The 25,463-nt window shown below is 69.1% G+C and carries 23 protein-coding genes and 1 tRNA gene; 8 read left to right on the top strand and 16 right to left on the bottom strand.

Going from position 1 to position 25,463, the window contains the following annotated elements; genetic code table 11:
• Positions 1 to 2 precede the first annotated feature (2 nt).
• The 5 genes from QRN26_RS06295 (at position 3) to QRN26_RS06275 (ending at position 7,069) form a co-directional block, all read left to right on the top strand.
• On the top strand, positions 3 to 3,425 hold the full coding sequence (locus QRN26_RS06295) for an error-prone DNA polymerase (RefSeq protein ID WP_285035903.1): 3,423 nt from the start codon (positions 3 to 5) through the stop codon (positions 3,423 to 3,425).
• A gap of 154 nt (positions 3,426 to 3,579) precedes the next feature.
• Positions 3,580 to 4,056 carry a DapH/DapD/GlmU-related protein gene (locus QRN26_RS06290; protein ID WP_082455846.1) on the top strand — a complete coding sequence of 159 codons (477 nt, stop codon included), beginning with the start codon at positions 3,580 to 3,582 and terminating at the stop codon, positions 4,054 to 4,056.
• Positions 4,057 to 4,158: 102 nt separating this feature from the next.
• The gene (locus QRN26_RS06285; protein ID WP_056007003.1) at positions 4,159 to 5,730 is read left to right on the top strand and encodes a tyrosine-protein kinase domain-containing protein; all 1,572 of its coding nucleotides are present in this window, start codon (positions 4,159 to 4,161) and stop codon (positions 5,728 to 5,730) included.
• The gene (locus QRN26_RS06280) at positions 5,727 to 6,341 is read left to right on the top strand and encodes an arsenate reductase/protein-tyrosine-phosphatase family protein (protein ID WP_285035901.1); all 615 of its coding nucleotides are present in this window, start codon (positions 5,727 to 5,729) and stop codon (positions 6,339 to 6,341) included. The genes QRN26_RS06285 and QRN26_RS06280 overlap by 4 nt, the downstream gene beginning before the upstream one ends.
• Entirely contained in the window at positions 6,338 to 7,069 is a 732-nt protein-coding gene (locus QRN26_RS06275) for a GntR family transcriptional regulator (RefSeq protein WP_285035900.1), read from the top strand. Before QRN26_RS06280 ends, QRN26_RS06275 begins: the two co-directional genes overlap by 4 nt.
• Before the next feature lie 77 nt (positions 7,070 to 7,146).
• Here the strand turns inward: QRN26_RS06275 and QRN26_RS06270 are convergent.
• The 4 genes from QRN26_RS06270 to QRN26_RS06255 all read right to left on the bottom strand — a co-directional run bounded on the left by QRN26_RS06270 (position 7,147) and on the right by QRN26_RS06255 (position 10,702).
• Positions 7,147 to 7,218, bottom strand: a tRNA-Gln gene (locus QRN26_RS06270).
• A gap of 91 nt (positions 7,219 to 7,309) precedes the next feature.
• Entirely contained in the window at positions 7,310 to 8,230 is a 921-nt protein-coding gene (locus QRN26_RS06265) for an NAD(P)/FAD-dependent oxidoreductase (protein ID WP_285035899.1), read from the bottom strand.
• A complete protein-coding gene (gene gltX / locus QRN26_RS06260; RefSeq protein ID WP_285035898.1) occupies positions 8,227 to 9,747 on the bottom strand; it encodes a glutamate--tRNA ligase in 1,521 nt (506 codons plus the stop codon). The genes QRN26_RS06265 and gltX overlap by 4 nt, the downstream gene beginning before the upstream one ends.
• Positions 9,740 to 10,702 (bottom strand): LysR family transcriptional regulator, encoded by a 963-nt coding sequence (locus QRN26_RS06255; RefSeq protein WP_285035897.1) that lies wholly within the window; start codon positions 10,700 to 10,702, stop codon positions 9,740 to 9,742. The genes gltX and QRN26_RS06255 overlap by 8 nt, the downstream gene beginning before the upstream one ends.
• An 81-nt stretch (positions 10,703 to 10,783) precedes the next feature.
• Between QRN26_RS06255 and QRN26_RS06250 the strand changes: the two genes are divergently transcribed.
• Positions 10,784 to 11,869 carry an aminotransferase class V-fold PLP-dependent enzyme gene (locus tag QRN26_RS06250; protein ID WP_285035896.1) on the top strand — a complete coding sequence of 362 codons (1,086 nt, stop codon included), beginning with the start codon at positions 10,784 to 10,786 and terminating at the stop codon, positions 11,867 to 11,869.
• Here the strand turns inward: QRN26_RS06250 and QRN26_RS06245 are convergent.
• From QRN26_RS06245 to QRN26_RS06230, 4 genes are all read right to left on the bottom strand, one after another.
• Positions 11,866 to 12,630, bottom strand: coding sequence for a fumarylacetoacetate hydrolase family protein (locus QRN26_RS06245; RefSeq protein WP_056007024.1), 765 nt, complete (start codon positions 12,628 to 12,630; stop codon positions 11,866 to 11,868). The genes QRN26_RS06250 and QRN26_RS06245 overlap by 4 nt on opposite strands.
• A 78-nt stretch (positions 12,631 to 12,708) precedes the next feature.
• Positions 12,709 to 13,842, bottom strand: a complete 1,134-nt coding sequence (locus tag QRN26_RS06240; RefSeq protein WP_082455848.1) for a branched-chain amino acid aminotransferase — start codon at positions 13,840 to 13,842, stop codon at positions 12,709 to 12,711.
• 43 nt (positions 13,843 to 13,885) lie between these two features.
• Complete coding sequence (locus QRN26_RS06235) at positions 13,886 to 14,941, bottom strand: 3-isopropylmalate dehydrogenase (RefSeq protein WP_285035895.1); 1,056 nt, start codon at positions 14,939 to 14,941, stop codon at positions 13,886 to 13,888.
• 101 nt (positions 14,942 to 15,042) lie between these two features.
• A complete protein-coding gene (locus QRN26_RS06230; RefSeq protein WP_235522554.1) occupies positions 15,043 to 16,566 on the bottom strand; it encodes an MFS transporter in 1,524 nt (507 codons plus the stop codon).
• Between the two features lie 114 nt (positions 16,567 to 16,680).
• Between QRN26_RS06230 and QRN26_RS06225 the strand changes: the two genes are divergently transcribed.
• The gene (locus QRN26_RS06225) at positions 16,681 to 17,238 is read left to right on the top strand and encodes a TetR/AcrR family transcriptional regulator (RefSeq protein WP_056778166.1); all 558 of its coding nucleotides are present in this window, start codon (positions 16,681 to 16,683) and stop codon (positions 17,236 to 17,238) included.
• Positions 17,239 to 17,300: 62 nt separating this feature from the next.
• On the opposite strand, the gene serA is transcribed toward QRN26_RS06225, so the two are convergent.
• The 3 genes from serA to QRN26_RS06210 form a co-directional block, all read right to left on the bottom strand.
• Positions 17,301 to 18,893, bottom strand: coding sequence for a phosphoglycerate dehydrogenase (gene serA / locus QRN26_RS06220; protein WP_056007036.1), 1,593 nt, complete (start codon positions 18,891 to 18,893; stop codon positions 17,301 to 17,303).
• 115 nt (positions 18,894 to 19,008) lie between these two features.
• A complete protein-coding gene (locus QRN26_RS06215; protein WP_157580189.1) occupies positions 19,009 to 19,380 on the bottom strand; it encodes a hypothetical protein in 372 nt (123 codons plus the stop codon).
• Positions 19,381 to 19,385: 5 nt separating this feature from the next.
• Positions 19,386 to 19,955 (bottom strand): hypothetical protein, encoded by a 570-nt coding sequence (locus QRN26_RS06210; RefSeq protein ID WP_056007042.1) that lies wholly within the window; start codon positions 19,953 to 19,955, stop codon positions 19,386 to 19,388.
• Positions 19,956 to 20,025: 70 nt separating this feature from the next.
• On the opposite strand from QRN26_RS06210, the gene QRN26_RS06205 reads away from it, so the two are divergent.
• Positions 20,026 to 20,412 (top strand): DoxX family protein, encoded by a 387-nt coding sequence (locus QRN26_RS06205; RefSeq protein ID WP_285035892.1) that lies wholly within the window; start codon positions 20,026 to 20,028, stop codon positions 20,410 to 20,412.
• Between the two features lie 45 nt (positions 20,413 to 20,457).
• Here the strand turns inward: QRN26_RS06205 and QRN26_RS06200 are convergent, their stop codons facing one another.
• The 5 genes from QRN26_RS06200 to QRN26_RS06180 all read right to left on the bottom strand — a co-directional run bounded on the left by QRN26_RS06200 (position 20,458) and on the right by QRN26_RS06180 (position 25,460).
• Positions 20,458 to 21,213: a copper homeostasis protein CutC gene (locus QRN26_RS06200; protein ID WP_285035891.1), complete on the bottom strand. Its 756-nt coding sequence runs from the start codon at positions 21,211 to 21,213 to the stop codon at positions 20,458 to 20,460.
• Between the two features lie 53 nt (positions 21,214 to 21,266).
• The gene (locus tag QRN26_RS06195) at positions 21,267 to 22,181 is read right to left on the bottom strand and encodes a carbohydrate ABC transporter permease (protein ID WP_056007049.1); all 915 of its coding nucleotides are present in this window, start codon (positions 22,179 to 22,181) and stop codon (positions 21,267 to 21,269) included.
• Complete coding sequence (locus QRN26_RS06190; protein WP_056007053.1) at positions 22,178 to 23,182, bottom strand: carbohydrate ABC transporter permease; 1,005 nt, start codon at positions 23,180 to 23,182, stop codon at positions 22,178 to 22,180. The genes QRN26_RS06195 and QRN26_RS06190 overlap by 4 nt, the downstream gene beginning before the upstream one ends.
• The gene (ngcE, locus tag QRN26_RS06185; RefSeq protein ID WP_056007057.1) at positions 23,179 to 24,585 is read right to left on the bottom strand and encodes an N-acetylglucosamine/diacetylchitobiose ABC transporter substrate-binding protein; all 1,407 of its coding nucleotides are present in this window, start codon (positions 24,583 to 24,585) and stop codon (positions 23,179 to 23,181) included. Before ngcE ends, QRN26_RS06190 begins: the two co-directional genes overlap by 4 nt.
• Positions 24,586 to 24,680: 95 nt before the next feature.
• Positions 24,681 to 25,460, bottom strand: a complete 780-nt coding sequence (locus QRN26_RS06180; protein ID WP_056778177.1) for a sugar isomerase domain-containing protein — start codon at positions 25,458 to 25,460, stop codon at positions 24,681 to 24,683.
• Between the last annotated feature and the right edge of the window lie 3 nt (positions 25,461 to 25,463).

The following is a 25,463-nucleotide window of genomic DNA, read 5'->3' as shown; positions in this document are numbered from 1 at the left end:
CCATGGGATGGAACAATCCCCCGGTGTCGTGGTCGGAGTTCGAGCGTCGCCTGTCCGACGCGAGCCGGCCGGCCACCCTCCCGCTGGGGGCGGACGGCGGCGACAGCCCGGCCTGGTCCCGGAAGCGGGAGCCGTACGCCCCGGAGCCGCCCAAGCCTCGGCCGGCGTCGACGACGGTCCCGTACGCGGAACTCCACGCGCACTCGAGCTTCAGCTTCCTCGACGGTGCGAGCCCCCCGGAACGTCTCGTCGAGGAGGCCGCAGCACTCGGGCTGCACGCTCTCGCCCTCACCGATCACGACGGGTTCTACGGAGTCGTCCGCATGGCCGAGGCGGCTGAACGGTTCCCCGACCTCCGGACCGTCTACGGTGCGGAGCTGTCGATCGGACTCGACCGGCCGCAGAACGGCGTCCCGGATCCCGTCGGGCATCATCTGCTCCTGCTCGCCCGTCGGGCCGAGGGCTATCACCGCCTCGCCGGCGCGATCACGGACGCGCAGCTCGCCGAGGGCGCGGAGAAGGGACACCCGATCTACGACCTCGAGCGACTCGCCGCGTCCGTCGCGGGCTTCGTGACCGTCCTCACCGGATGCCGGAAGGGATTCGTCCGCACGGCATTGCGCGAACAGGGTATGGAGGCCGCGGCCGCCGCGATCGACCGACTCGTCGCGCTGTTCGGTCCGGAGCACGTCGTCGTGGAACTGAGCGACCACGGCCATCCGGAGGACTCGGCGGAGAACGACGCGCTCGCCGAGATCGCCGCCCTGCTCGACCTCACCGTCGTGGCGACCGGGAACGTCCACTACGCGACCCCTGATCAGCATCGGCTGCAGACCGCGTTGTCCGCCGTCAGAGCCCGTCGGAGTCTCGAGGAGCTCGACGGTTGGCTGCCTGCCGCCGGTGCCGCTCATCTCCGGAGCGGTGCCGAGATGGCGGCGCGGTTCGCGAGATACCCCGGGGCGGTCGCACGAAGCGTCGAACTCGCCGACGACCTCGCGTTCAGTCTGCGGGCCGTCCGCCCGAACCTCCCCCGCCAACGCGTCCCGGAGGGGCACACCCCGATGAGTTGGTTGCGGCACCTCGTCCTCGAAGCCGTCCCCGTGAAGTACCCGAACGCCACGCCGGAGCACCTCCGACGCATCGACCGCGAACTCGAGGTCATCGAGCAGAAGGACTTCCCCGGGTACTTCCTGATCGTGCACGACATCGTGAGCTTCGCCCGCAGCCGTGGCATCCTCTGTCAGGGCCGCGGCTCGGCCGCGAACTCGGCCGTCTGCTATCTGCTCGGGATCACCGCCGTCGACTCGATCTTCTACGAGTTGCCCTTCGAGCGGTTCCTCTCCAGCATGCGCGAGGAGGAGCCCGACATCGACGTCGACTTCGACTCGGACCGCCGCGAGGAGGCCATCCAGTACGTGTACGAGACCTACGGACGCCGCAACGCGGCCCAGGTCGCCAACGTCATCAGTTACCGGCCGAAGTTCGCCGTCCGGGACACGGCGAAGGCCCTCGGCTACAGCCCCGGCCAACAGGACGCCTGGTCCAAGCAGGTCGAGCGCTGGGGTGGTGTGATGTCGAGCACCGACCACGACATCCCGGACCGCGTCGTCGGCCTCGCTCAGGAGATGCTGACCCTGCCCCGGCATCTCGGCATCCACTCCGGCGGCATGGTGCTGACCGACCGCCCGGTCGGCGAGGTGTGCCCGATCGAACACGGTCGGATGGACGGCCGTACGGTCCTCCAATGGGACAAGGACGACTGCGCCTGGATGGGACTCGTGAAGTTCGACCTCCTGGGCCTCGGCATGTTGTCGGCCATCCAGTACTGCTTCGACCTCGTCGCCGAACACACCGGAGAGCGCTGGACGTTGGAGACCATCCCGAAGGACGAAGCGGGGGTCTACGACCAGCTCTGCCGGGCCGACACCATCGGCGTGTTCCAGGTGGAGAGCCGTGCACAGATGGGGATGCTCCCCCGGCTTCTCCCCCGACGGTTCTACGACCTGGTCATCGAGGTGGCCATGATCCGCCCGGGCCCGATCCAGGGTGGCGCCGTGCACCCCTACCTGCGACGGAAGACCGGCCAGGAACCCATCACCTACCTCCACCCGAGCCTCGAGCCGGTCCTCGAACGCACCCTCGGCGTCCCCCTGTTCCAGGAGCAGCTGATGCAGATGGCGATGGCCGTCGGCGGGTGTTCCGCCGAAGACGCCGACCTGCTCCGGCGGGCGATGGGATCCAAGCGCGGCGAGGAGAAGATCGAGAGCCTCAAGGACACGCTCTATCTCGGCATGGCCGGTAACGGCATCGTCGGCGCGGACGCCGATGCGGTCTACGCGAAGATCCAGGCCTTCGCGAACTTCGGCTTCGCGGAGAGCCACTCCCTGAGTTTCGCCCTGCTCGTCTACGTGAGCGCGTGGTTGCGACTGCACTACCCCGGCGCCTTCCTGGCGGCACTGCTCCGCGCGCAGCCGATGGGGTTCTATTCGCCCATGACCCTGGTCGCCGACGCCCGACGACACGGCGTCCCGGTGCTCCGCCCCGACCTGCACCGCTCGGGGGCTCAGGCCGGCCTCGAGGCGCTCGATCCGGACGCGGACCCGGGCACGCCGATCGCCCCCGGGGGACGCCCTCGCTGCCTCGAACAGGAGCAGGGACCGACGGGCGACTTCGACCCGCACCTCCCGGACGACTCCGCCGGCCACCGGCGCGACGGAGGACTCGCCGTCCGACTGGGGCTCTCCTCCGTCCAGGGGATCGGTGAGGAACTGGCGAAGCGCATCGTCGCCGAGCGGGAACGCGGCGGGCTCTTCTCGAGCCAAGCCGATCTGGCGAGGCGGATCGGCCTCAGCTCGTCCCAGTTGGAGGCGCTGTCCGCGGCCGGCGCCTTCGAGGGGTTCGGGCTGACGCGTCGCGAGGCGATGTGGGGTGCCGCCCAGGCGAGCAGACACCGACCAGATCAGCTCGAGGGGACGTTCACGACGGTGCAACCGCCACTGCTACCGGTCCCGACACCGGCCGAGCAGCTGATCTCCGACATCTGGGCGACCGGGATGTCGACCGACGACCATCCCATCCGTCATGTACGGACGGAGCTGCGGCGTCGAGGTGCCCTGCGATCCGACGAACTCCTGACGGCGCAGACGGACCGCCGCGTGGAGGTGGGGGGCATCGTGACGCATCGTCAGCGACCGGCGACTGCGAGCGGGATCACCTTCATGAACCTCGAGGACGAAGCCGGGCTCGTCAACGTGATCTGCAGCGTCGGTGTCTGGAACCGGTATCGCCGGGTGGCGAGGGAGGCCCCGGCCATGGTGGTCCGGGGCATGTTGGAGCGCTCACCGGAGGGGATCGTCAACCTGGTGGCGGATCGCCTCGAGGCTCTCCGGATCGGGGCGAACACCCGCTCGCGGGACTTCCAGTGAGCGGTTCCGACCAATCCACATCCCGGTGGGATTCCGAACTCCTCCTACAGCAGAACACGAGACTCATGGGATTCCCAGGCACGGCCGGGGAAGGAATGACCGGGAGCATCCGGGCGTTGTCCCCAGTGTTGAGTAGACCAGAAGGGGGTCACCCATGGCGAGAGTGTACGAAGAGATCGAAGGCCGCACCGGTGAGGTGGAGCGATACCGCCACCACCCGAACGGCAAGGGCATGGTCGCAGCTCGTGCACTGATCGATCCGACGGCGTTCATCGAACGGACGACGTTCGTCGAGGCGGACGCGGACATCCGCGCCAATGCCTGGATCGGTGCCGGGACCTGGATCGATCGGTCCGCAGTGATCGGTGAGGGCGCCTTCATCGGCGCGAACGTCCACATCGGCGAGCGCTGCGTCATCGGTCGCGGCGCCAGGGTCGGAAGCGATGCGCGCTTGGGGGCGGACGTGCACGTCGCGCACGGCGCCAGCGTCGACCGAGATGCCCGGGTGGCCGATAGCGCCCTCGTCGGCGCAGAACGTCCCGTCATGACGGAACCGACCGTCCGGCAGACGAACCGCGCGCCACGTCGGCCTCGCGCGAGCGGCACCGACCGGTTCGGCAAGGCGGCCTGAGCACTCGTTCCATCACCCCGTGAAGGGCCCGGACTCGATGAGTCCGGGCCCTTCGACGTCGTGCCACCACGCGCCAGACATCCGATATGCTAATATACCAGAATGGACCTCAAGGACTACCTGCGCATCTTCCGCCACCGGTGGCTGCTCATCGTCGCCATCACGGCCGGCATCGCGGCGCTGGCCCACGGGTACACCCTCGTCACCAAGCCCGTCTATCAGTCGACGGCCCAGCTGTTCGTCGCCGTCAAGAGCGGCGACTCCGTGGGCGAGCTCAACCAGGGCAACACCTTCGCGCAGAGCCGCGTCTCCTCCTACGTCATCCTGGCGACCGGCTCCACCGTGCGCACCATGGTGGCCGAACGGCTCGACCTCGACCCCGCCACCCTGGTCGGCGCGATCTCCGCCGCAAACCCCGCCCAGTCGGTGCTGATCAACATCTCGGCCCTCGACAGCGACCCGGTGGCGGCGGCCCGCATCGCCAACACCGCCTCCGAGGTCCTCGTCGACCTGGTCGACGACGTCGAGAGCACGGATGCCGCATCGTCGACCGATGCAGCCGGAGGCCCGACCCCGGTCGGACTCACGATCGTCGAGCAGGCGTCACCGCCCTGGTCCCCGGTCGCACCCAACCCGCTGCAGAACCTCGCCGTCGGCGTGTTCATCGGTCTCGCCCTCGGCGTCGGAACCGCGCTCCTCATCGAGGTCCTGGACACCCGGCTGCGCGGCCGAGCCGCGATCGAGAAACTCACGGACACCAGCATCCTGGGCACCTTCACGGCCGAGCCCGCTGATACACCGCAGCTCATCCTCGGCTCGACGGAGAGTTACAGCCGTCGGGCCGAAAGCTTCCGCCAGCTCCGGACCCACCTGCAGTTCGCCTCCATCGACGGCGGGCTCCGAAGCGTCATGGTCACGTCCTCCATCCCCGGCGAGGGGAAGACCACCACCGCGGCGAACCTCGCTCTCGTCCTCGCCGAGGCGGGGAACTCGGTCCTCCTCGTCGACGCCGATCTGCGACGCCCCCGCCAGCACGAGCTGTTCGGATTGGAGGGCTCGGTCGGGCTGACGACGGTCCTCACCGGACGGATCAGCCTCGACGAGGCGGCGCAGTCCGTCAACGGCGCCGGACGTCTGGCCGTCCTCACCTCCGGGGAGCTGCCACCCAACCCCAGCGAACTCCTCGGGTCTGCCGCCATGGAACGGGCCCTGGCCGAGATGGAGCGCACCTTCGACGTGGTCGTTGTCGACACCCCTCCACTCGTGAACGTCTCGGACCCCACCGCACTGTCGACGCTCGCGAGCGGTGTCCTGCTCGTCGCCTCCGCCGACGGACGCCTGCACCGCGACCAGCTCCGTCAATCCCTCGAGAACCTGAGTTTCGTCCAGGCCAAGCTCCTCGGCGTCGTCCTCAATCGTGTCGAGGCCTCCCGTGGCGGGCAGTCCTACTCGTACTCCTACTACGACCGGATCCCGGAACCCGGGACGACCGCCCCGAAGCGACGCACCCGTCGGAAGACCGCGCCCACGGATGCGCCCGACACCCGCCGTCCCGCTGCGGCACCCGCTCTCCGACGCACGCCCGAACAGCAGCAGGCGCAACGCGAGCTGCCCGGAGTGACGCCCCCGGTCGACAGCTCGTCGAGCCGTCGATCACGACGGGAACGAGTATGAGCGCGACGCCAGACCCGACACCGACTCGGATCCTCATGGTCTGCACAGGCAACATCTGTCGTTCTCCGTACGCCGGGTTCCTGCTGGCCGGCGGGCTTCGCGACATCGACGCGTCCGGGTTCGAGGTGCGGAGTGCGGGGACGAGGGCGATGGGCGGACAACCGATCGATGCCTCGAGCATGGCCCTCCTCGGACCACTCGCCGCTGCGACCGACGGGTTCGTCGCGACGCAGCTGACCGCGGAGATGATCCGTCGCCAGGACGCCGTTCTGACGATGACGAGGGACCAGCGTGGCGCCGTTCTCCGCCTCCAGCCCGATGCATTGCGGAGGACCTTCACCCTGCGCGAGTTCGGTCGGCTCCTCGACACCGTGGAGGTCGCCGAGCTCCCCCGGGACCGCGCGGAGCGGTGGCGACGGCTCCTGCCCGAACTGGCGGCGAACCGGACGAGCGCACGCATCCCGGACCCGGCCGACGACGACGTCATCGACCCCTTCGGCCAGGGCGAAGCAGCCTTCCGGGAGATGGCCCGGCAGATCGCGCCGGCGACGGAGCGCATCGTCGCCTTCGAACGGACCGCCGCCGACCTCGCCGAGCGGGATCCCCGATGAATGCCCAGTCGGCCCGGACTGATCCGGTCTCGGATCGCCGTCTCCTACGCCAGAACGTCTTCGAGCGTCTCCTGGCGGAGATCATCGACGGTCGACTGGCACCGGGACGCCGCCTCCGGGACGACGAGCTCACTGCGCTGCTCGGCGTGTCGAGGACACCGCTCCGGGAAGCCCTGGCCCGACTCGACGGCCTCGGCCTCGTGCAGACGGCTCCCAATCGGTTCACGCGGGTGGCTCCGCTCGCCAGTGAGTCGCTGTTCGAGGTGATCGACCTGCTCGACGCCCTCGTCCCCCTGCTGGTGCGGCGCATCGTGGAGCGGCTCGATGACGACACCCTCCTCGAGGCGGAGTACCTCGAGCGGCGGATCGCCCGGCTGCCGGTCGAGGAGACGACGCGGGCGGTGGGTCTGCTGTTGAGCTTCGGCGAACGACTGCTCGACGACCTCGAACTCATCCCCTCGGTCATCACATCGGCGATGCTCGCGCTCGTCCGGTACGCGGTGCAGCGACCGGTGGTCCTCATCGACGCCGGCGGGATCCCAGCGGTGCAAGCGGTCCTGCAGGCACTCCTCGACCACGACCCCGCGGCGATGAACCGCCATGCCGAAGCGTTCCTGCGTCGACTCGCCGGAGCGATCCGCGCGACCTGGTCGGATGCGGGAGCGAGCGCTCCGGATGAGGAGTCCGTGGATCAGCAGCAACGCCCGGAGCCGGTCGAGGAGGCCTGACCCGTCCGACGCGACCCTTGATCCAACGACGAAGGCCCGCGATGTTCGCGGGCCTTCGTCGTGATGCTGCTGTCTTGCTGGGGTACCTGGACTCGAACCAAGAACAACTGAACCAGAATCAGTCGTGTTGCCAATTACACCATACCCCACTGTCTGAACCGAAGCCCCGACCGAAGAACAACACTAGCCTACGGAGCCGATCGTCTCAAATCGGTGCGTTCCGGGCGCGTCGCGGCAGGTTCAGCTGGGGACGCCGGCGAGGTCCCGGTTGAGCGCTCGAGCCACCCGCGCACCGTTTCCGGCGGCCACGATGAGCTGTTGCGGGCCGGGTGGTGTGATGTCGCCGGCGGCGTACACGCCGGGCACGGTCGTGCGGCCCCAAGCATCGACGACCACATAGCCGTCGGTGTCGCGGTCGAGCGCGAGCGGCAGCAGGTACTCGAGCGGAGCGGACCATTCCGGCCGCACGAACCCGCCAGACCGCTCGATGAGCGTCCCGTCGGCGAGCATCACCCCGGAGAACCCGTCGCGACCGCCGGCCAGCTCGGCGACCGCACCGCGCTCGACCCGGATGCCCGCAGACGCCAGCGCGGCCTCCTCCGGCTCGGTGACGGTGTCGGACCCGTTGGTGAAGACGATCAGATCGGACGACCACTGCGCGATGAGGATCGCCCACTCGGCCAGGTCCGCCGACTCGCCGATGAGGGCGAGCGGTGCGTCAGCCTTCTCGAACCCGTCGCACTCGACGCAGCTGTGCAGGTCCGTCCCGTAGAACGCCCGCATGTTGCCGACCTTCGGCAGGGTCTCCGTGAGCCCGCTGGCCACGACGACGGTGCGGGTCACGACGTCGCGGTCCGGCTCGCCACGGACGCCTTGGGCGACGACCCGGAATCCGTCAGGAGTCGCCTCGACCGTCTGGACCGCCGCGAACTGGATCTCGGCGTTCCCGTAGGCAGCGACCTCCTCGCGCCCCAGCCGCCGCAGATCGAGCGGTGGGACACCGTCGCGCGTGAGGAAGCCGTGGGAGCGGAGCGTCGCGGCATGGCGTGGACGGTTGCCGTCGAGCACGAGGACTCGACGCCGCGCCCGAGCGAGGTTCAGCGCGGCAGAGAGCCCCGCCGGGCCTCCACCGATCACGACGACGTCGTAGGCGTCGCTCATGACGCGAGGTGCGCGGAGAGCCGATCCAGTCGCGCGATCGATTCCGTCTTCCCGAGGATCTCGAGGGATTCGAAGAGCGGCGGCGAGATCCGGCGACCGGATGCCGCGACGCGGAGCGGACCGTAGGCGATCCGGGGCTTCAGGCCGAGCCCCTCGATGAGCGCGCCGGCGAGCGCCTCCTGGATCGAGGCCGCGGTCCACTCGGCCTCGGGGATGAGCTCGAGCGCACCGATGGAGGCCGCGAGGACCTCACCCGCGTTGGCGGGGAGCCCCCGCAGCGCGTCGTCCTGGTAGTCGAGCTCGGCGGCGCCGACGAACAGGAACCCGAGGAGCGCCGGGACCTCGCCCAACAGCGCGATGCGCTCCTGCACGAGCGGTGCGGCCTGCTCGAGGATCGCCTGCTGGACGTCGGGAACGGGCTCGCTCACCACGCCGGCATCCACGAGATACGGGACGATGCGGCCGAGGAAGTCCGCGGGCTCCAGCAACCGGATGTGGTCCCCGTTGATCGATTCCGCCTTCTTGAGGTCGAACCGGGCCGGGTTCGGATTCACGTCGACGACGTCGAAGGCCGCGATCATCTCTTCGATCGAGAACACGTCCCGGTCGCCGCTGAGCGACCACCCCAGAAGCGCGAGGTAGTTGATGAGCCCCTCCGGCACGAAGCCGCGGTCCCGGTGGTGGAAGAGGTTCGCCTCGGGATCGCGCTTCGAGAGCTTCTTGTTGCCCTCCCCCATCACGTAGGGCAGGTGACCGAACCTCGGGACGAAGGTGGTGAGGCCGATGTCGATGAGCGCGTGGTACAGCGCGATCTGACGAGGCGTCGACGGCAGCAGGTCCTCGCCGCGGAGCACGTGGGTGATCTGCATGATGGCGTCGTCGACGGGGTTCACGAGGGTGTAGAGCGGCTTGCCGTTCGGACGCACGAGGACGAAGTCGGTGAACGAGCCGGCCGGGAAGGTGATCTCGCCGCGGACGAGGTCGTCGAAGCTGAGGTCGTCGTCCGGGACCCGGAGGCGGAGCGCCGGCTCACGACCTTCAGCTCGGAAGGCTGCACGCTGCTCGTCGGTGAGGTCGCGGTCGAAGTTGTCGTAGCCGAACTGCTTCGGTCGCCCCGCCGCCTCGTTGCGCGCGTCGATCTCCTCGGCGGTCGAGAAGCTCTCGTAGAGGTGCCCGGCCGCGGTCAGTCGCGCGATGACGTCGGCGTAGATGTCGCTGCGCTCGGACTGCCGGTACGGCGCGTGGGGTCCGCCGACGCCGACACCCTCGTCCCAGTCGAGCCGCAGCCAGGTCAGCGCGTCGACGAGCTGTTCGTAGCTCTCCTCGCTGTCGCGGGCCGCGTCGGTGTCCTCGATACGGAAGACGAGCTTGCCGCCCGTGTGGCGGGCGTAGGCCCAGTTGAACAGGGCCGTGCGGACGAGGCCGACGTGCGGCGTGCCGGTCGGTGACGGGCAGAACCGGACGCGGACGTCGGAACCGGAAGCCGTGGAGAAGGGGTGCGTAATCGTGTCAGACATCGACTGTCATCCTACTCGGGCCACCCACGGACGCGGCGATGCGCAGGAGTGCCGCGACCGCCGGGATGCGGTCCGCATGCGCCGCGCTCACGAGGTGCAGCGCGCGATCGTCTCCGTTCCGCGTCGGCCGGACGACGACGCCTTCGGGGAGCCGGGCCGCCGAAAGTGCGAGCGACGGGAGGAGTGCGACGCCGAGGCCTGCCGCGACGAGCGCGGTGACGGCGATCGCGTTGTCGGTCTCGTGGGCGATGTCCGGCTCGAAGCCGCTGGACCGACAGAGTCCCAGGAGGTGACCACGACACCGCGGGCAACCGGCGATCCACCGCTCGCCGGCGAGCGCCGCGAGGTCGACCTGCTCGTCGGCCGCCCGCGGATGGTCGATCGGCAGCACGAGACGCATCGGATCGGAGCCGAGGCGGTGCACCTGCAGCCCGGCGGCGCTCGCACGGTGCGGATCGTCGGGATCGCCCGGATAGCTGAAGGTGATCGCCACGTCGGCCTCACCGGCTCGGACCGCCGCCACGGCTTCCGGCGGTTCGGCCTCGACGAAGGAGACGCCCAAACCCGGAACCTCGTCCGACACGCGCGCGAGCAACCGCGGGACGAGCATGGAGGAGGCCGAGGGGAAGGCCACGAGCCGCACCCGTCCGCTCCGCAGCCCGGCGAGCGCCGCCACCTCCTCCGTGGCCGCCCGGAGCGCGCGGTCCACCGCTTCGGCGTGCTCGGCGAGGATCCGGCCCGCGTCGGTCAGGCGGACCCCACGGCCGACGCGCTCGACGACCGGCATGCCGAGACGTTGCTCGAGGCGTCTGAGGTGCTGACTCACGGCCGGTTGGCTCGATCCGAGCTGGTGGGCGGCGGCAGTGATCGAGCCGGTCGCTGCGATGGCCCCGACGACGAGCAGGGACCCCGCGTCGAGCGACGTCGAGGCGGGGAGGGGGGTGAGGGCCGACATGGAAGAAGCATAATGCAGCGTTATGAATCGCATCGTGAGCCTGTCCTTGTCCTATGGATCGTCGACGAAGACACTGGAGCCATGGCCCCCACGACCTTCGACGAAGCGCGGACCTCCTTCCCCGAGGGGTCCGGCTATCTGGCCGCATGCACGCTCGGGCTGCCGACGATCGGGACGGTCGACGCCTTGACCGCCGACCTCTCGGCCTGGCAGGAGACCCGAACGGACGCCGCGTCCTACGGACGGGTCGTCGAGGACGTACGCCGTTCGTACGCGGATCTGGTCGGCGTCTCCGTGCGCGACGTCGCGATCGGGTCTCAGACCTCTGCCATGGTCGCGATGATCGCGGCGTCCGTCCCCGACGGAGCCGAGGTCCTCTGTGTCGAGGGTGATTTCAGCTCGCTCGTCGCGCCGTTCCTCATGCAGGCACACCGAGGCGTCAGGGTGCGTCACGCGCCCCTCGCCGAGCTCGCCGACCACGTCGACGCGTCGACCTGGCTCGTCGCCTACTCCGCGGTCCAGTCGGCGACCGGGGCGGTCGCGGATGCGACGGCGATCCGGGCGGCTGCGCGGGCACACGGCGCACTGACGCTCAACGACCTCACGCAGGCGGCCGGCTGGCTCCCCGTCGACGCCGCCGCCGACGACATCACGGTGTGCCACGCCTACAAATGGCTCTGCGCTCCCCGAGGGGTGGCGTTCCTGACGGTGCGCGAAGCCGTCCTCGACCGCCTGCGACCGAGTCAGGCCGGCTGGTATTCGGGCGAGGACGTCTGGTCCTCGTGTTACGGCCCGTCGCTGCATCTCGCCGACAGCGCACGGCGCTTCGACGTCTCCCCCGCCTGGCAGGCCTGGGTCGGTGCCGCACCGGCCATCGCCCTCTTCGCGGAGCTCGACGCGTCGGCTGTGTACACCCACGACACCGGGCTGGCAGCGGCACTCCGGGCGGGCATCGGCGACCGCCGATCCCTCCTCACCGGTGCCCCCTCGGCCATCGTGACCTGGCTGGACCCGGACGGCGAGGACCTCCGCGCCATGCAGTCGGCCGGGATCACCGCCTCCGGCCGGGCGGGTCGGGCCAGGGTGGCGTTCCATCTCTGGAACACCGACGACGACGCCGCTGCGGTGCTCGACGTCCTCGAGACCCGGCCGGCCCGGATGCTCTAAGGGCGGCGACCGGTGTTGCGCAGGATCCCGATACCGGAGACCTCGACCTCCACGACCTGACCGTCGGTGAACTCTCCGACGCCGGCCGGTGTCCCGGTCAGGATGACGTCGCCCGGGAGGAGCGTCCAGACGGACGAGGCGTACTCGACGATCGCACCGATCGAGTGGACCATGTCCGACAGCGGCGCGTGCTGGCGGACCTCGCCGTCGACGCGCGTCTCGATGGTCGCACCGTCGAAGGAGAACTCCGTCTCGATGTACGGGCCGAGCGGGCAGAACGTGTCGAAGCCCTTGGCCCGTGCCCACTGGCCGTCGGCCTCCTGCAGATCGCGTGCCGTGACGTCGTTGGCGATCGTGTAGCCGAAGATGACCTCGTCTGCGCGCTCTGCGCTCACGTTCTTCGCGACGCCGCCGATGACGATGGCGAGCTCACCCTCGAAGTCGATGCGCTCGGACTGCTTGGGGAACACGACCGCGTCGCCAGGACCGACCACCGAGGTGTTGGGCTTCAGGAAGAGGAGCGGCTCGGAGGGAGCCTCCCCGCCCATCTCGGCCGCGTGGTCGCGGTAGTTCTTGCCGACGGCGACGACCTTGGAACGAGGGATGACCGGCGCGAGCAGGACCGCATCCGCGAGCGGGACGCGCTCCCCCGTCGGTTCGAAGCCCGAGTAGAGCGGATCGCCGTCGAGGACGACGAGATCCGCATCGTCGATGATGCCGTAGCGGATGGCCTGATCGTGACTGAAGCGAGCGATTTTCACCAGGCCAGCCTATCCCGAGGGACGCGGAGGACACGGAAGCCCCGCACGAGGTGCGGGGCTTCCCAGGGTGCTCGGAGCCTATTCGGCGCTCGAGGACGTCTCAGCGTCGAGTCGGGTCATCCACCCGTGGCGGTCCGGCAGACGTCCGTACTGGATGTCCGTCAGCTCCTGCCGCAGGGACATCGTCAGTTCTCCGGCGGGTGCGTCTGCGTCTCCGACGGTGAAGTCCCGTGCCTTCAGCTGCGCGATCGGGGTGACGACCGCGGCGGTGCCACAGGCGAACACCTCGACGATGTCGCCGCTCTCGACGCCCTCACGCCATTCGTCGATCGTGACCCGACGACGCTCGACCGGGTGACCGCGGTCCGCAGCGAGCTGGAGGATGCTGTCGCGGGTGATTCCTTCGAGGATCGAGTCGGACTCGGGCGTGACGAGGGTGCCGTCCTTCTTGACGAGCACGACGTTCATCCCGCCGAGCTCCTCGATGTAGGTCGCCTCCTGCGCGTCGAGGAAGAGGACCTGAGCGCAGCCCTGTTCGTAGGCCTCAGCCTGCGGCAGCAACGACGACGCGTAGTTCCCACCCGTCTTCGCCGCACCGGTGCCGCCCTTGCCGGCGCGGCTGTAGTCGGTCGACAGCCAGATCGACACGGGCGTCACGCCTCCGGTGAAGTAGGCGCCGGCCGGGCTGGCGATGACGTAGTAGTTCACCTTCTTGGCGGGGCGGACGCCGAGGAAGGCCTCCTTGGCGAACATGAAGGGCCGGAGGTACAGGCTGGTCTCCGGCGCGGACGGCACCCACGAGCCGTCGACCGCGATGAGCTGCTTGATCGACTCGACGAAGTACTCGACGGGGAGCTCCGGCAAGGCGAGTCGCTTGGCCGAGCGCTGCAGGCGTCGGCCGTTCGCGTCCGGCCGGAACGACCAGATGGACCCGTCGGCATGGCGGTAGGCCTTCAGCCCCTCGAAGATCTCCTGGGCGTAGTGCAGGACCGCGGCGGCCGGATCGAGTGAGATCGGGCCGTAGGGCTGGACACGGGGCCGGTGCCAACCGCCGTGCTCCGACCAGCAGATGTCGACCATGTGGTCGGTGAAGTGCTGGCCGAACCCGGGGGCGGCGAGGATCGCGTCGCGCTCGGCCGCCGGCACGGGCTGCTCGTTCGGGGTCACGGTGAAGGCGAGTTCGCGCCGTGCCATGGGGAGGTTGATCGTCATGATGGTGTCTTCCGTCTGGATCTGCGTGTCAGGTGGGCGTCGTCTACCGCTTCGCCGCGAGGGCCGCGATCGCATCGCCGACCTCGGTCGTCGAACGCGCTGCGCCCGTGCGGGCGGCGATGTCGGCGGTGACGGCAGTGGCCACTCGTGCCGCCTCGGTCGCGAAGCCGAGATGCGACAGCATCAGGGAGACGGAGAGGATGGCGGCGGTCGGATCGGCCAGCTGCTTCCCGGCGATGTCGGGCGCCGATCCGTGGACGGGCTCGAACATGCTCGGGTACGTGCCGTCCGGGTTGATGTTTCCCGAGGCCGCGAGACCGATGCCGCCGCTGATCGCGCCGGCCAGATCGGTGAGGATGTCGCCGAAGAGGTTGTCCGTGACGATGACGTCAAATCTAGCAGGATCGGTGACGAGGAAGATCGTGGCGGCGTCGACGTGGAGGTAGTCGACCGCCACGTCGGGGAACTCGGCGGACACGGCGTCGACGACGCGCTTCCAGAGCGATCCGGCGAAGACCAGGACGTTGGTCTTGTGCACGAGGGTCAGCTTGCCCCGGCGAGCGGCCGCGGCGGCGAACGCGTAACGGACCACGCGCTCCACGCCGTAGGCCGTGTTCACCGAGACCTCGTTCGCGACCTCGTGCGGCGTTCCTTGGCGGATCGCCCCGCCGTTGCCGACGTAGGGCCCCTCGGTCCCCTCGCGGACGACGACGAAGTCGACCGCCCCGGGCTCGCGCAGCGGGCTGGGCACCCCCGGGTACACGACGGTCGGTCGCAGGTTGACGTAGTGGTCGAGGCTGAAGCGGAGCTTCAGGAGCAGGCCGCGTTCGATGTTCGCGTTCGCGAGCCGGGGGTCGCCGGGCACGCCGCCGACGGCGCCGAGGATGATGGCGTCGTGCGAGGCGATCGCGGCGAGGTCGGCTTCGGTCAGCACCTCGCCCGTCTCGAGGAATCGGGCGGCACCGAGGGAGAACGGGGTCTGCTCGAATCGCGCCTCGCCGCCCTCGATCGCGGCGTCCAGCACCTTGAGCGCCTCGCCCACGACCTCGGGACCGATCCCGTCGCCGGGGATGACTGCGAGCTTGACGGTGCGGGACATGGGACTCCTGAGGGTGCGACGACGGTGTGCGCCCAGCTTAACGCCTGGCACCACGACGCGGTCGTGCCACCCGAGCCCGGGTGGCACGACCGACGAGCGCCTTACCGGACGCGGCGCAGACCGATCGCCGCGACGAGCATGGCGGCGACGATGAGGCCGACCCCGATCCACGCCGCGACGCCGACGCCGCTGTCGAAGGCGTGCCGTGCCGACTCCATCAGCGCACCGGCCAGGTCGCCCGGGAGCTGCTCCGCGACGGTCGCCGCTCCACCGAGGGTCTCCCCCGCCGCCTGCTGCTGGACGGCGGTGAGCCCGTCCGGCAACACCACCGAGGAGCGGTAGGACGCGGTGAGCACCGTCCCGAGGGTCGCCGTGCCGAGGACCGCACCGAGTTCGTAGGCGGTCTCGGACACGCCGGACGCGGCACCGGCCTTCTCCGGCGGTGCGCTCGCGATCACGAGTTCGTTCGACACCGTCTCGGCGGATCCGATGCCGAGGCCGAGCGCGACGAACGCGAGTCCGATCCCGAAGGCCGAGACGTCGCCACCGGTGATCGCAATGGACGCGTACCCGACGGCCGAGACGACGAGGGCGACGGGCACGACGATCCCCGGACGGACCCGCTTCGAGATGGGCACGATCACGAGACCGGCGACGATCATCACGATGAGACCTGGCAGCAGGACGAGGCCGGCGTCGAGTGGCGCCAGACCGAGGACCAGCTGCAGGTGCTGCGACACGAAGAACAGACCACCGACGAGCGCGGTCACGCTGAGCAGGTTGATGACCACGGCGCCACTGAACGAGGCTCGCCGGAAGAGACTGAGATCCAACAGCGGGTGCTCGAGCCGGAGCTGTCGCCGGATGAACAGGATGCCGCTCGCGACGCCGACGACGATCGAGACGACGGTGACGACGTCGAAGCCGGCCTCGGCCAGGTGCTTGACGCCGAACACGAGCGGAGTCATCGTCACGAGGATGAGCACGATGCTCGGAACGTCGATGCGACCCGGATCCGGGTCCTTGGACTCGGGGATGAGGAACGGTGCGAGCACGACGAGCGGCAACAGTACCGGCACCGCCAGCAGGAACACCGCGCCCCAGGCGAAGTGCTCGAGGATGACACCACCGACGATCGGTCCGAGCGCACTGCCGGCGGCGAACCCACTGGCCCACACGGCGATCGCGAACCGTCGCTGGTCGCGGTCGAGGAAGATGTTCCGCAGGAGCGAGAGCGTGGACGGCATCAGCATCGCGCCGAAGAACCCGAGGGCAGCCCGGGCCGCGATCAGGAGCTCCGCACTGGGCGCGAAGGCGGCAGCGACGGAGACGACACCGAAGCCGATGGACCCGATGAGGAGGAGCCGACGGCGACCGATGCGGTCGCCGAGGCTGCCCATCGACACGAGCAGGCCGGCGAGGACGAGCGGGTAGACGTCGACGATCCAGAGCAGCTGGGTTCCGGACGGCGTGAGTGCGCTCGAGATGGCGGGCAACGCGAAGTTCAGGACCGTGTTGTCCACCGACACCAGGAGCACGGGGAGCATGAGGACGGCGAGCGCGAACCAGGCTCGTCGACCGGCGCGCGGAGCGAGGACGGCGGTGGGTTCGGTTGCGGTGGACACGATGACCTCTTTCGGAGCGTGGAGAACGGCGCCGGTCGGGCGCCGCCTGCTCGACTATACCGTCCAGCCGGTATAGTATCAATCCGAACCCGACCAGCCGAATACGATGGAGCCATGGCGAAGCAGACCGCAGCCCGAGAACGCGTCCTCGACGCCTTCGCCGACCTGCTCATCGAACAGGGCGAACGCGCTGCGACCCTCGATGCCGTCGCCGCCGCGGCCGGGGTCTCCAAAGGTGGACTGCTCTACCACTTCGGCAGCAAGGACGCCCTCGTCGACGGCCTCATCGAGCGACTCGCGGAGATGAGCGAGGCCGACACGGCGCGGATGCTCGCGGCCCCGGAGGGCGTCGTCGAGTACTTCGTGCGGACCTCCGTCGACTGCGGCACCCCGTTCGACCGGACGATCATCGCCGTCGCGCGGCTGGCGCAGGGACAGCACGCGCAGGCGAGCGAGGCCATGTCCCACATCCGGCGCAGCTGGCTGCGCACCGTGGAGGACGCCGTCGGCGATCCCGACACCGCCCGCGCGATCGTGCTGATGTCGGACGGCCTCTACGCCAACACCGCACAACTCGGCATGGGGGTCAGCGACCCCGACGAGGGCAGTGACGAGTCGATCGAACGGCTGCTCGCCGTCATCGCGCGGCTCCTGCCCACACCCTCCCACTGACCGTCCGGAGACAACGACGCCCCACCCCGGCACCGACCGGGGTGGGGCGTCGTCGATGGGTGCTACTGCTCGGTGATGTCGATCTCGCGCAGGAGCGTGGCGTCGATCGTCTCGCGGATGACCTCGAGCACGTCGTCGGCGACGGGTGAGTCGACCGTCAGCACGCTGAGCGCCGGTCCGCCGGCCTCGTGCCGGGCGATCTGCATGCCGGCGATGTTGATGCCGGCCTCGCCGAACCGCTGGCCGTAGACCGCCACGATTCCGGGACGGTCCGTGTAGACCATGACGATGTGGTGCTTGGCGAACGGCACCTCGACGTCGTACCCGTTGATCTCGACGATCTTCTCGATCTGCTTCGTCCCGGTCAGGGTGCCGGAGACGGAGATCTGCGATCCGTCGCTCAAGGCGCCGCGCAGCGTGATGACGTTCCGGTACTCCTCGCTCACCTCATCGGTGAGGAGTCGGGCGACGACGCCGCGCTGCTCGGCCAACAGCGGCGCGTTCACGTAGGACACCGTCTCGCTGACGATGTTCGTGAAGATCCCCTTGAGTGCGGCGAGCTTCAGAACGCTGACGTCGTAGCCACTGAGCTCGCCGTGCACCTCGACGTCGACGCTCGTCAGCGACGAGGTCGACAGCGAGGCGAACACCTGTCCGAGCTTCTCCACGAGCGGGATACCGGGACGGACGTACGGGTCGATGACGCCACCGGCGACGTTGACCGCGTCGGGGACGAGTTCGCCACCGAGGGCGAGTCGCACGGATTTGGCTACGGACACGCCGGCCTTCTCCTGTGCTTCGTCCGTCGAGGCACCGAGGTGCGGCGTGACGATGACGTTCTCGAGGCCGAGCAGCTTCGTGTCCGTGGGCGGCTCGGTGACGAAGACGTCGAGACCGGCGCCGGCGATCACACCGTTCGAGAGCGCCTCGTAGAGGGCGTCCTCGTCGATCAGACCACCGCGGGCGACGTTCACCACGTAGGCCGTCGGCTTCATGAGTGCGAACTGCGGGCCGGCGATCATGCCCGTCGTCTCCGGCGTCTTCGGCATGTGGATCGTGATGAAGTCGGACTGAGCGAGCAGTTCGTCCAACGTGACGAGCTGCACGCCGAGCTGCTGCGCACGCGCCGACGTGACGTAGGGGTCGTAGGCGATGACGTTCGTGCCGAACGCCTGGAGGCGGGCGGTGATGAGCGCGCCGATCCGACCGAGACCGATGATGCCGATGGTCTTCTCGTACAGCTCCGTGCCGGTGTACTTGGAACGCTTCCACTGCCCCTGGGCGAGCGCGGCGTGGGCTGCCGGGATGTGGCGAGCGAGGCTCAGGATGTGGCCGACGGTGAGTTCGGCCGCGGAGATGATGTTCGACGTCGGCGCGTTGACGACCATGACACCCGCCGTCGTCGCGGCCTTGATGTCGACGTTGTCGAGGCCGACCCCGGCGCGGGCGATCACCTTGAGACGGGTCGCCGCCTGGATCGCCTCCTCGTCCACCTTGGTGGCGGAACGCACGAGGATCGCGTCCGCATCGGCGATGGCGTCGAGCAGCGCAGGGCGGTCCGTCCCGTCGACGGAGCGCACCTCGAAGTCGGGCCCGAGGGCGTCGACGGTGGCTGGTGAGAGTTCTTCGGCGATCAGTACGACCGGTTTCGACACGGAACGGTTCCTTCGCAGTAGCAGTGGGGTGGGCAGCGCGTCGGTGTCCGGCGGCCGTCGCAAGCCTATCGGAGGCGCACTCGGCGGTTCGTCGTGTGACGCCGCCGCCGGTGGTTCAGGCGGAGAGGTCGATGAGCTGCTGGGCGCCGAACATCGCGAGGATCGACAGTGAGACGGCCGCGACCACGCAGAGCGCGACGAGGTATCTGACCGCCTGCTCCCCCAGTGAGCGCCCGCGACCCGTCCTGTACGCGATCGCGAAGGCCACGATCGGGAGGAGGAGGCCACCGATGAGGACCACCCAGCCGAGCGGGAGGACCGGGACGCCGAGGCCGTCCGCCGTTCCGAGGATGCCGACGAGGTTGCCGACGCCTTCGAAGACGTCGTACGCGAAGAACAGGCCGAACAGGACGGCGATGCACCAGCTGAGCCAGGAGGGGCGAGGGGTGGTGGGCTTCGGAGCGGTGTCCGCACGGGTCGAGGGCATCGCGATCACACTCCTCGGAGGAACGGCCAGGGCAGGATGAGCAGGACGCCGAGGAGGAGCATGGCGATCCGGACGAGTGGCCTGCCGCCACGCGTCAGCCAGAGGGTCGCGGCCATCCAGACGGGTCCGGCGGCGACCGCCAAACCCTGCCCGAGGTCGAACATGAAGCGGCCGACCGCGTCGCTCGGGGGTGCGGCGTCCGGCCGGAACGCCGAGATGAGCCAGCCGACGCTGTAGAGCAGGAACACGCCGCCGAAGATGCCGAGGGTCACGAGCATCACCGAGCTCATCTGCTCACGCTCCGCGACGGCAGGCCCGGCCGGCACCCGATCGGCTGCAGCCACCTCGTCCGGCTCGGACTGCTGCTCGGCCTCCACGGGGGTCGCCGGAACGGAGGCCGAGGGAATGGGGGCCGAGGGGACCGATTTGTCGAGCCGCGCGGCCGGAGCGGGGGTCTCGAGCGCCTCACTCGAGGGCGCTCCTCCTCGGCTTCGCTCGCCTGACGCTGAAGGGTCGAGCGTCGGATCGTCGTCTCCGGCCCAGCTCAGCGCGTCGTCGTCCCGCTGCTCCGTCATGCCGCCAGCCTATCGTCGCTGAAGCGTCCTCAGGTGCGACGGCCGGCCCGCGACGGAGCACAATGGCACGGTGAACCCGTTCTCCATCCTGCAGTCCATCCTGACGATCGTCCTCGCGCTCATGTTCGTCGGGATGGGCCTCCTCCACTTCCTCCCCGGCCCGGGGAGGACCATGGCCGCGATGATCCCCGACCGGCTCCGCGGCACGACTGTCACCCCACGGATGCTGGTCCTCTTCACCGGCGTCTGCGAGATCGCCGGCGGTCTCGGCCTGCTGATCCCGGCGACGAGGATCGCCGCGGTCTGCTGCCTGATCGTGTTCCTCATCGTCGTCTTCCCGGCCAACGCCGCCGCCGCCCGGCAGCCCGCCCGGTTCGGTCGCCTCGCGGTCCCCCTCGTGCCGCGGCTGATCGGCCAGCTCGTGCTGATCGCAGCACTCGTCGCCGTGGCGATCTGACGACCCGGACCGATCAACCTGCTGCCGGCGGACGGCCGGCGACCGTCACACCGCGACGGCGGCGCGGCGGACCGCTGCGACGGCTCGGGCGACCGTCGTCGCGTCGGTGATGTCGTAGCTCGGGGATCCGCCGCCAGGACCCGTCTCGGTGACCCGCCCGGCCCGGCGTCGGGCGGAGAGGTGCACCGCGTCGACCCCGGCTCTGGCGAGCGTCGGGATCGCGTCGATCGTCACTCCCCCGCCGGCCATGATCTCCATCGAGCCGTCACCGTTCGACGCCATAGCCGCGAGCTTCTCCGCGCCGTCGATGCTCGCTCGCGCGCCACCCGACGTCAACAGGCGGTCGACCCCGGCGTCGCGGAGCTCGTCCGCGGCGCGGACCGGGTCGAGCGTCGCGTCGACGGCACGGTGGAAGGTCACGGCCAGCGAACCGGCGGCCTGCCGCAGTTGCGCCAGCGCCTCCGTGTCGATCGTGCGATCGGCCCGGAGGGCGCCGACGACGATCCCTGCAGCACCCGCCGCCTCCAGGGCGAGGATGTCGCCCGACATGACCTCGATCTCGGCCGGCGTGTAGACGAACCCGCCTTCACGAGGCCGGACCAGGACGTGGACGAAGTCACCGAGCCCGGCCTCGTCCGCCGCCCGGACCGCGGCCATGACGAGGCCGATGGAGGGGGTGAGCCCGCCGGACCCGAGGGCCTGGCAGAGCTCGACCCGCTGTGCACCCTCGCGGATGGCGATGCGGACCCCCTCGAGGTCCTGGACAGCGATCTCGACGGCGATTGGCGACTGGGAGCTCATTCGGACCATTGTTCCAGGGATCCCCTCGGTGGCATGACGCGCACGCCGATGCGCTACTTGTCCGTGCCCTGCGAAACCGAACCCTGCAGCTGACGCTGGAAGATCAGATACACGATGAGCACGGGGACGACGGTGATGACGGACGCCGCGAAGAGCGCACCGAAGTCAACCGAATACCCGGCCTGAGCCGCGAACGACGCCATGCCCTGCGTGAGGACGTAGTTCTGCGGGTTCGAGTTGAGCGCCACCGGCAGGAGGAACTGGTTCCACAGGCCCACGAAGTTGAGGATCGCGACGGTCGCGAGCCCTGGCCGCGCCATCGGGAGCATCACCTGGAAGAACGTCCGCCACTCCCCTGCTCCGTCGATCGCGGCCGCCTCGGCGATGGAGACCGGCAGTGACTTGAAGAAGGAGAAGAGGAAGAACACGGTGAACGGGAAGGCGAACGCCGCGTACGTGAGGATGAGTCCCGGGAGCGAGTTGAGCAACCCGAGGCTCTGCAGCACGAAGAACAACGGCACGATCGCGAGGAACACCGGGAAGGTGAGACCGGCGAGCATCAGATAGTAGATCGCTCGGCTCCCGAAGAAACGGAACCGCGCCAGCACGTACGCGCACATCGAACCGAACAGCATGGTCACGATGAGGGCGCCGAAGACCACCACGATCGAGTTCAGGAAGAAGCTCCCGATGCCGGCCGTCGTCCACGCGTTCACGTAGTTGTCGAAGTTCCAGTTCGACGGCAGGGAGAACGGCGAGGCGAAGATCTCCGAGCTGGTCTTGAACGACGACATGACCGTCCAGAGCAGCGGGACGACGACCACGATGGACCAGATGATCAGCACCGTGTGGGACGCCGTCCCGACGACGCGGTCGCCCGTGGTCGGTTTGCGGCTGGCCGGTGTGCGCGTACCGGGTTTCCCGACGACCGCCGGGTTCGCGGTCGTCGCCGTGGTCTGGACGGTCATTCCGCCACCCCTTCATCGTTGCCGCCGGTGAGCCGGCTGACCAGGAAGACGACGCCGGCGAACATCAGGGTGACGAGCGCGAGCACGACCCCCATGGCGCAGGCGTAGCCGAACTGGCCTTTGGTGAACGCCGTCGTGAACAGCTGCTGCGACATCACGAGCGTGGTGTTCGACGGGCCGCCGCCCGGGTTCAACGCGGCCATGTACACGAACGCGTCGAGGGCGAGGATGCCCATGTAGATGTACGCCGTCTGGATGTTGTCCCGGATCAACGGGATGGTGATCGTGAGCGCGGTCCGCAGGCGACCCGCGCCGTCGATCCGTGCCGCCTCGTACACCTCGGCCGGCACACCCTTGATCGCCGCGATGAAGAGCACCGTGTAGAACCCGATGAGTCCCCAGACGATGACGAACATGGTGGCGATCATCGCCGTGTCCGGCGAACCGAGCCAGGCGAACGAGGCGAACTGGTCGAGACCGATGCCGGTCAGGAAGCCGTTCAACAGCCCGGACGACGGGTCGTAGATCTGCTTCCAGATGAGGCCGATGACGATCGCCGGCACGACGTACGGGAAGAACGTGATCACGCGGTACACGCTGGAGTTGCGGAGGCCGCGGATCGGTCCGTTGCTCGGTCCGCCGATCGTGATGAGGGAGGCGAAGAGGAACGCGATCCCGAGGGTCACGAGCGGCAGGACGATCGCGAGCGCGACGCTGTTGCCCATGGACTGGAGGAAGGTCTGGTCCTGGAAGAGCTTCGTGTAGTTCGAGAACCCGACGAAGTCCATGCCCGGGGAGAACCCGGACCAGTTCGTCAACGAGTAGTACGCCGCTTGCGCGAACGGTGAGACCACGAAGACGACGTACCCCACCACCGGCACGATCAGGAAGACCAGGAAGAACGAGACCCGGTCGAACGTGAAGTCCCGGCGGCGCAGCCGCCGGGCGGCGGGAGGGGTGGCCCCTCCCACCTTCCCGATCGGCGTGCCGACGGCCGTCATTTGACGGTGACCTTGTCCACGGAGTCGTCGTTGCGGACCTTGTCGGAGATGTCCTGCATGCCCTTGGTGAGCGTGGCGACGTCGGAACCACCCTGGAGGAACGTGTTCCAGAGGACGAGGAGGTCCGTGTTGAGCCCGTAGAGGTCGATGAAGCTCCAGGAGAACACATCGGTGCCGGCGTCGTTCAGCATCTTCACCTGGGACACGAGCGCCGTCGAACCGAAGCCGTCCTCGGGGATCGTGTCCTTCACGATGGTCGACGAGAAGGTCGTCTTCGCGAAGTTGACCGCAGCGTCGTTGGAGAGCATGGACCGCAGGAACTCCTTGCCACCGCCGACGTTCTTGCCCTGCGACGGGACGATGAACCCTTCACCGGCCGTGCTGTGCAGCGCCGAGTACGGCAGAGCGGAGTCGGCGGAGACCGTCGGCTCGGGCGCGCCGGTCATCTTGAAGCCGTCCTTCGTCTGGGTCTTCATCTCGTTCTCGATCCAACCGCCCGAGGGGTAGAGGATGAAGTCCTCCGAGTTGCTCCACTGCGCCTGCGCCGCGGTGAACTGCGTTCCGGCGCCACCGGGCTTGACGTACCCGGCGTCGATGATCGCCTTCAGGCCCTTGAGCACGTCCTGGACGGCCGGCTTCGACCAGCAGTCCGCCTCGAGGTTCTCGAGCGCCAGACGGACCTCGTCGCCGCCCTCCTTGATCGCCGAGGCGATCGCCATCGTCAGGTAGTAGGTGGCCGCCTCGGTGCCCCAGCCGAACAGGTACTTGCCCTGCTCCTTGGCCTTCGCGCCGAGGTCGAGCGCCTCCGCCCACGTCTTCGGGGGCGTCCAGCCGTTCGCCTCGAAGAGCGCCGCCGAGTACCAGACCGCGTACACCGTCAACACGTAGTTCAACTGCACGAACTTGCCGTCGAAGGTGCCCGGCTCGACGACACCCGGGTAGAGGGTGTCCTTGATGACCTTGCCCTCGTAGTTCTTCGCCTCGATGACGTCCGTTAGGTCGGCGAGCTGCTCGCGGATGGTGTTGATGCCGATGAGGCCGGCACCGCTGTTGTCGATGACGTCCGGCGGGTTGCCTGCGACGAACCGCGGCTGGAGGGTCTGGGCGATGTTCGTCGCCGCGGTGACCTTGACGGTCGAGCCCTTCTGCTGCTTCTCGACGAGCTTGCCGGCGAACTCGGTGTACTCGATGCCGTACCCGCCCTTGAAGATGACGGCGTCGACCGTCGAGTTGGCTGCCATGCCGAACGGGTTGTCGGCCGTGACCGGTCCGCCGGTGGTGGTCGCCCCGCCTCCACCGCCGACACAGGACGCGAGCGTCCCGCCGAGCGGGAGGAGGATCGCGGTCGCGAGTGCCCCTCGGAGGAAATCGCGGCGTTGGAGCGTTGCTGGCTGCTTGTCCATCGGTCTACCTTCCAGTGATTCGTGTCGTGCCCGGGTGTGGTGCTGTCGGGGTGGTGCGGTCGGGTGTGTGGAGCGGGTGTCGGGGCGCCTCAGGCTCAGGCGTCACGTCGGATCCGGCCTCGGTAACGGTCCTCGAGCACACCGTTGTGCTCGTCGCCGCCCGGGATGTTGGCCGAGATGTAGAGCGGTGGGGTCTCGCCGGTCGCCGCGATCCTGGCCGCGACGCCGATGGTGAGGAGTTGCGCGAGGTACGCGGCCGTGATCGAGGAGACGGCGCCGACCGGGACGCCGTCCTGGACCTCGATGGTCGCGTCCCCGAAGGGGGCGCGGTTGTCGAGGACGACGTCGGCGACCTCGGAGAGCCGCAGTCCGCTCGGGTGCTTGGGCTCGACGCGCGAGGTGTGCTCGAGCGAGGTGACCGCGATGACGGGGTGGCCGTGCTCCTTCGCGAGCAGGGCGAGCCCCACGATCGACCCGTTGACGCCGGAGTTCGAGGCGATGATGAACACGTCGCCCGGCCCCACGGGGGAGATCGCGAACAGTTCCGCCGCGACGTCGCCGCTGCGTTCCAGTGCGGCACCACCAAGGTCGTCGACGGACCGGTCGCCGCGCAGGACGACGTCGCGCAGGGCGATCTTGTTCGTCGGGATCAGCCCGCCCGCACGGCCGGCGATCTCCATCGCGAAGGCCTCGGAGTGGCCGGTACCGAACGCCTGGATGACCGCGCCCTGGTCGAGCGCCGTGATCAGGAGGTCGATCGCGGGGTCGAGCTCGCCGGACCGCGCCGCCCGGGTGATGTCGGCGATACGGGAGGTGACCTCCTCGGTGTACTGGTCGAGGTGATCCGTCCAGCTCGTGGTGGATGCGGTGCTCATGCG

The sequence above is a fragment of the Plantibacter sp. ME-Dv--P-095 genome, from assembly GCF_030209365.1.
Taxonomy (GTDB): domain Bacteria; phylum Actinomycetota; class Actinomycetes; order Actinomycetales; family Microbacteriaceae; genus Plantibacter.
This window is presented reverse-complemented; position numbering and strand designations above follow the sequence as displayed.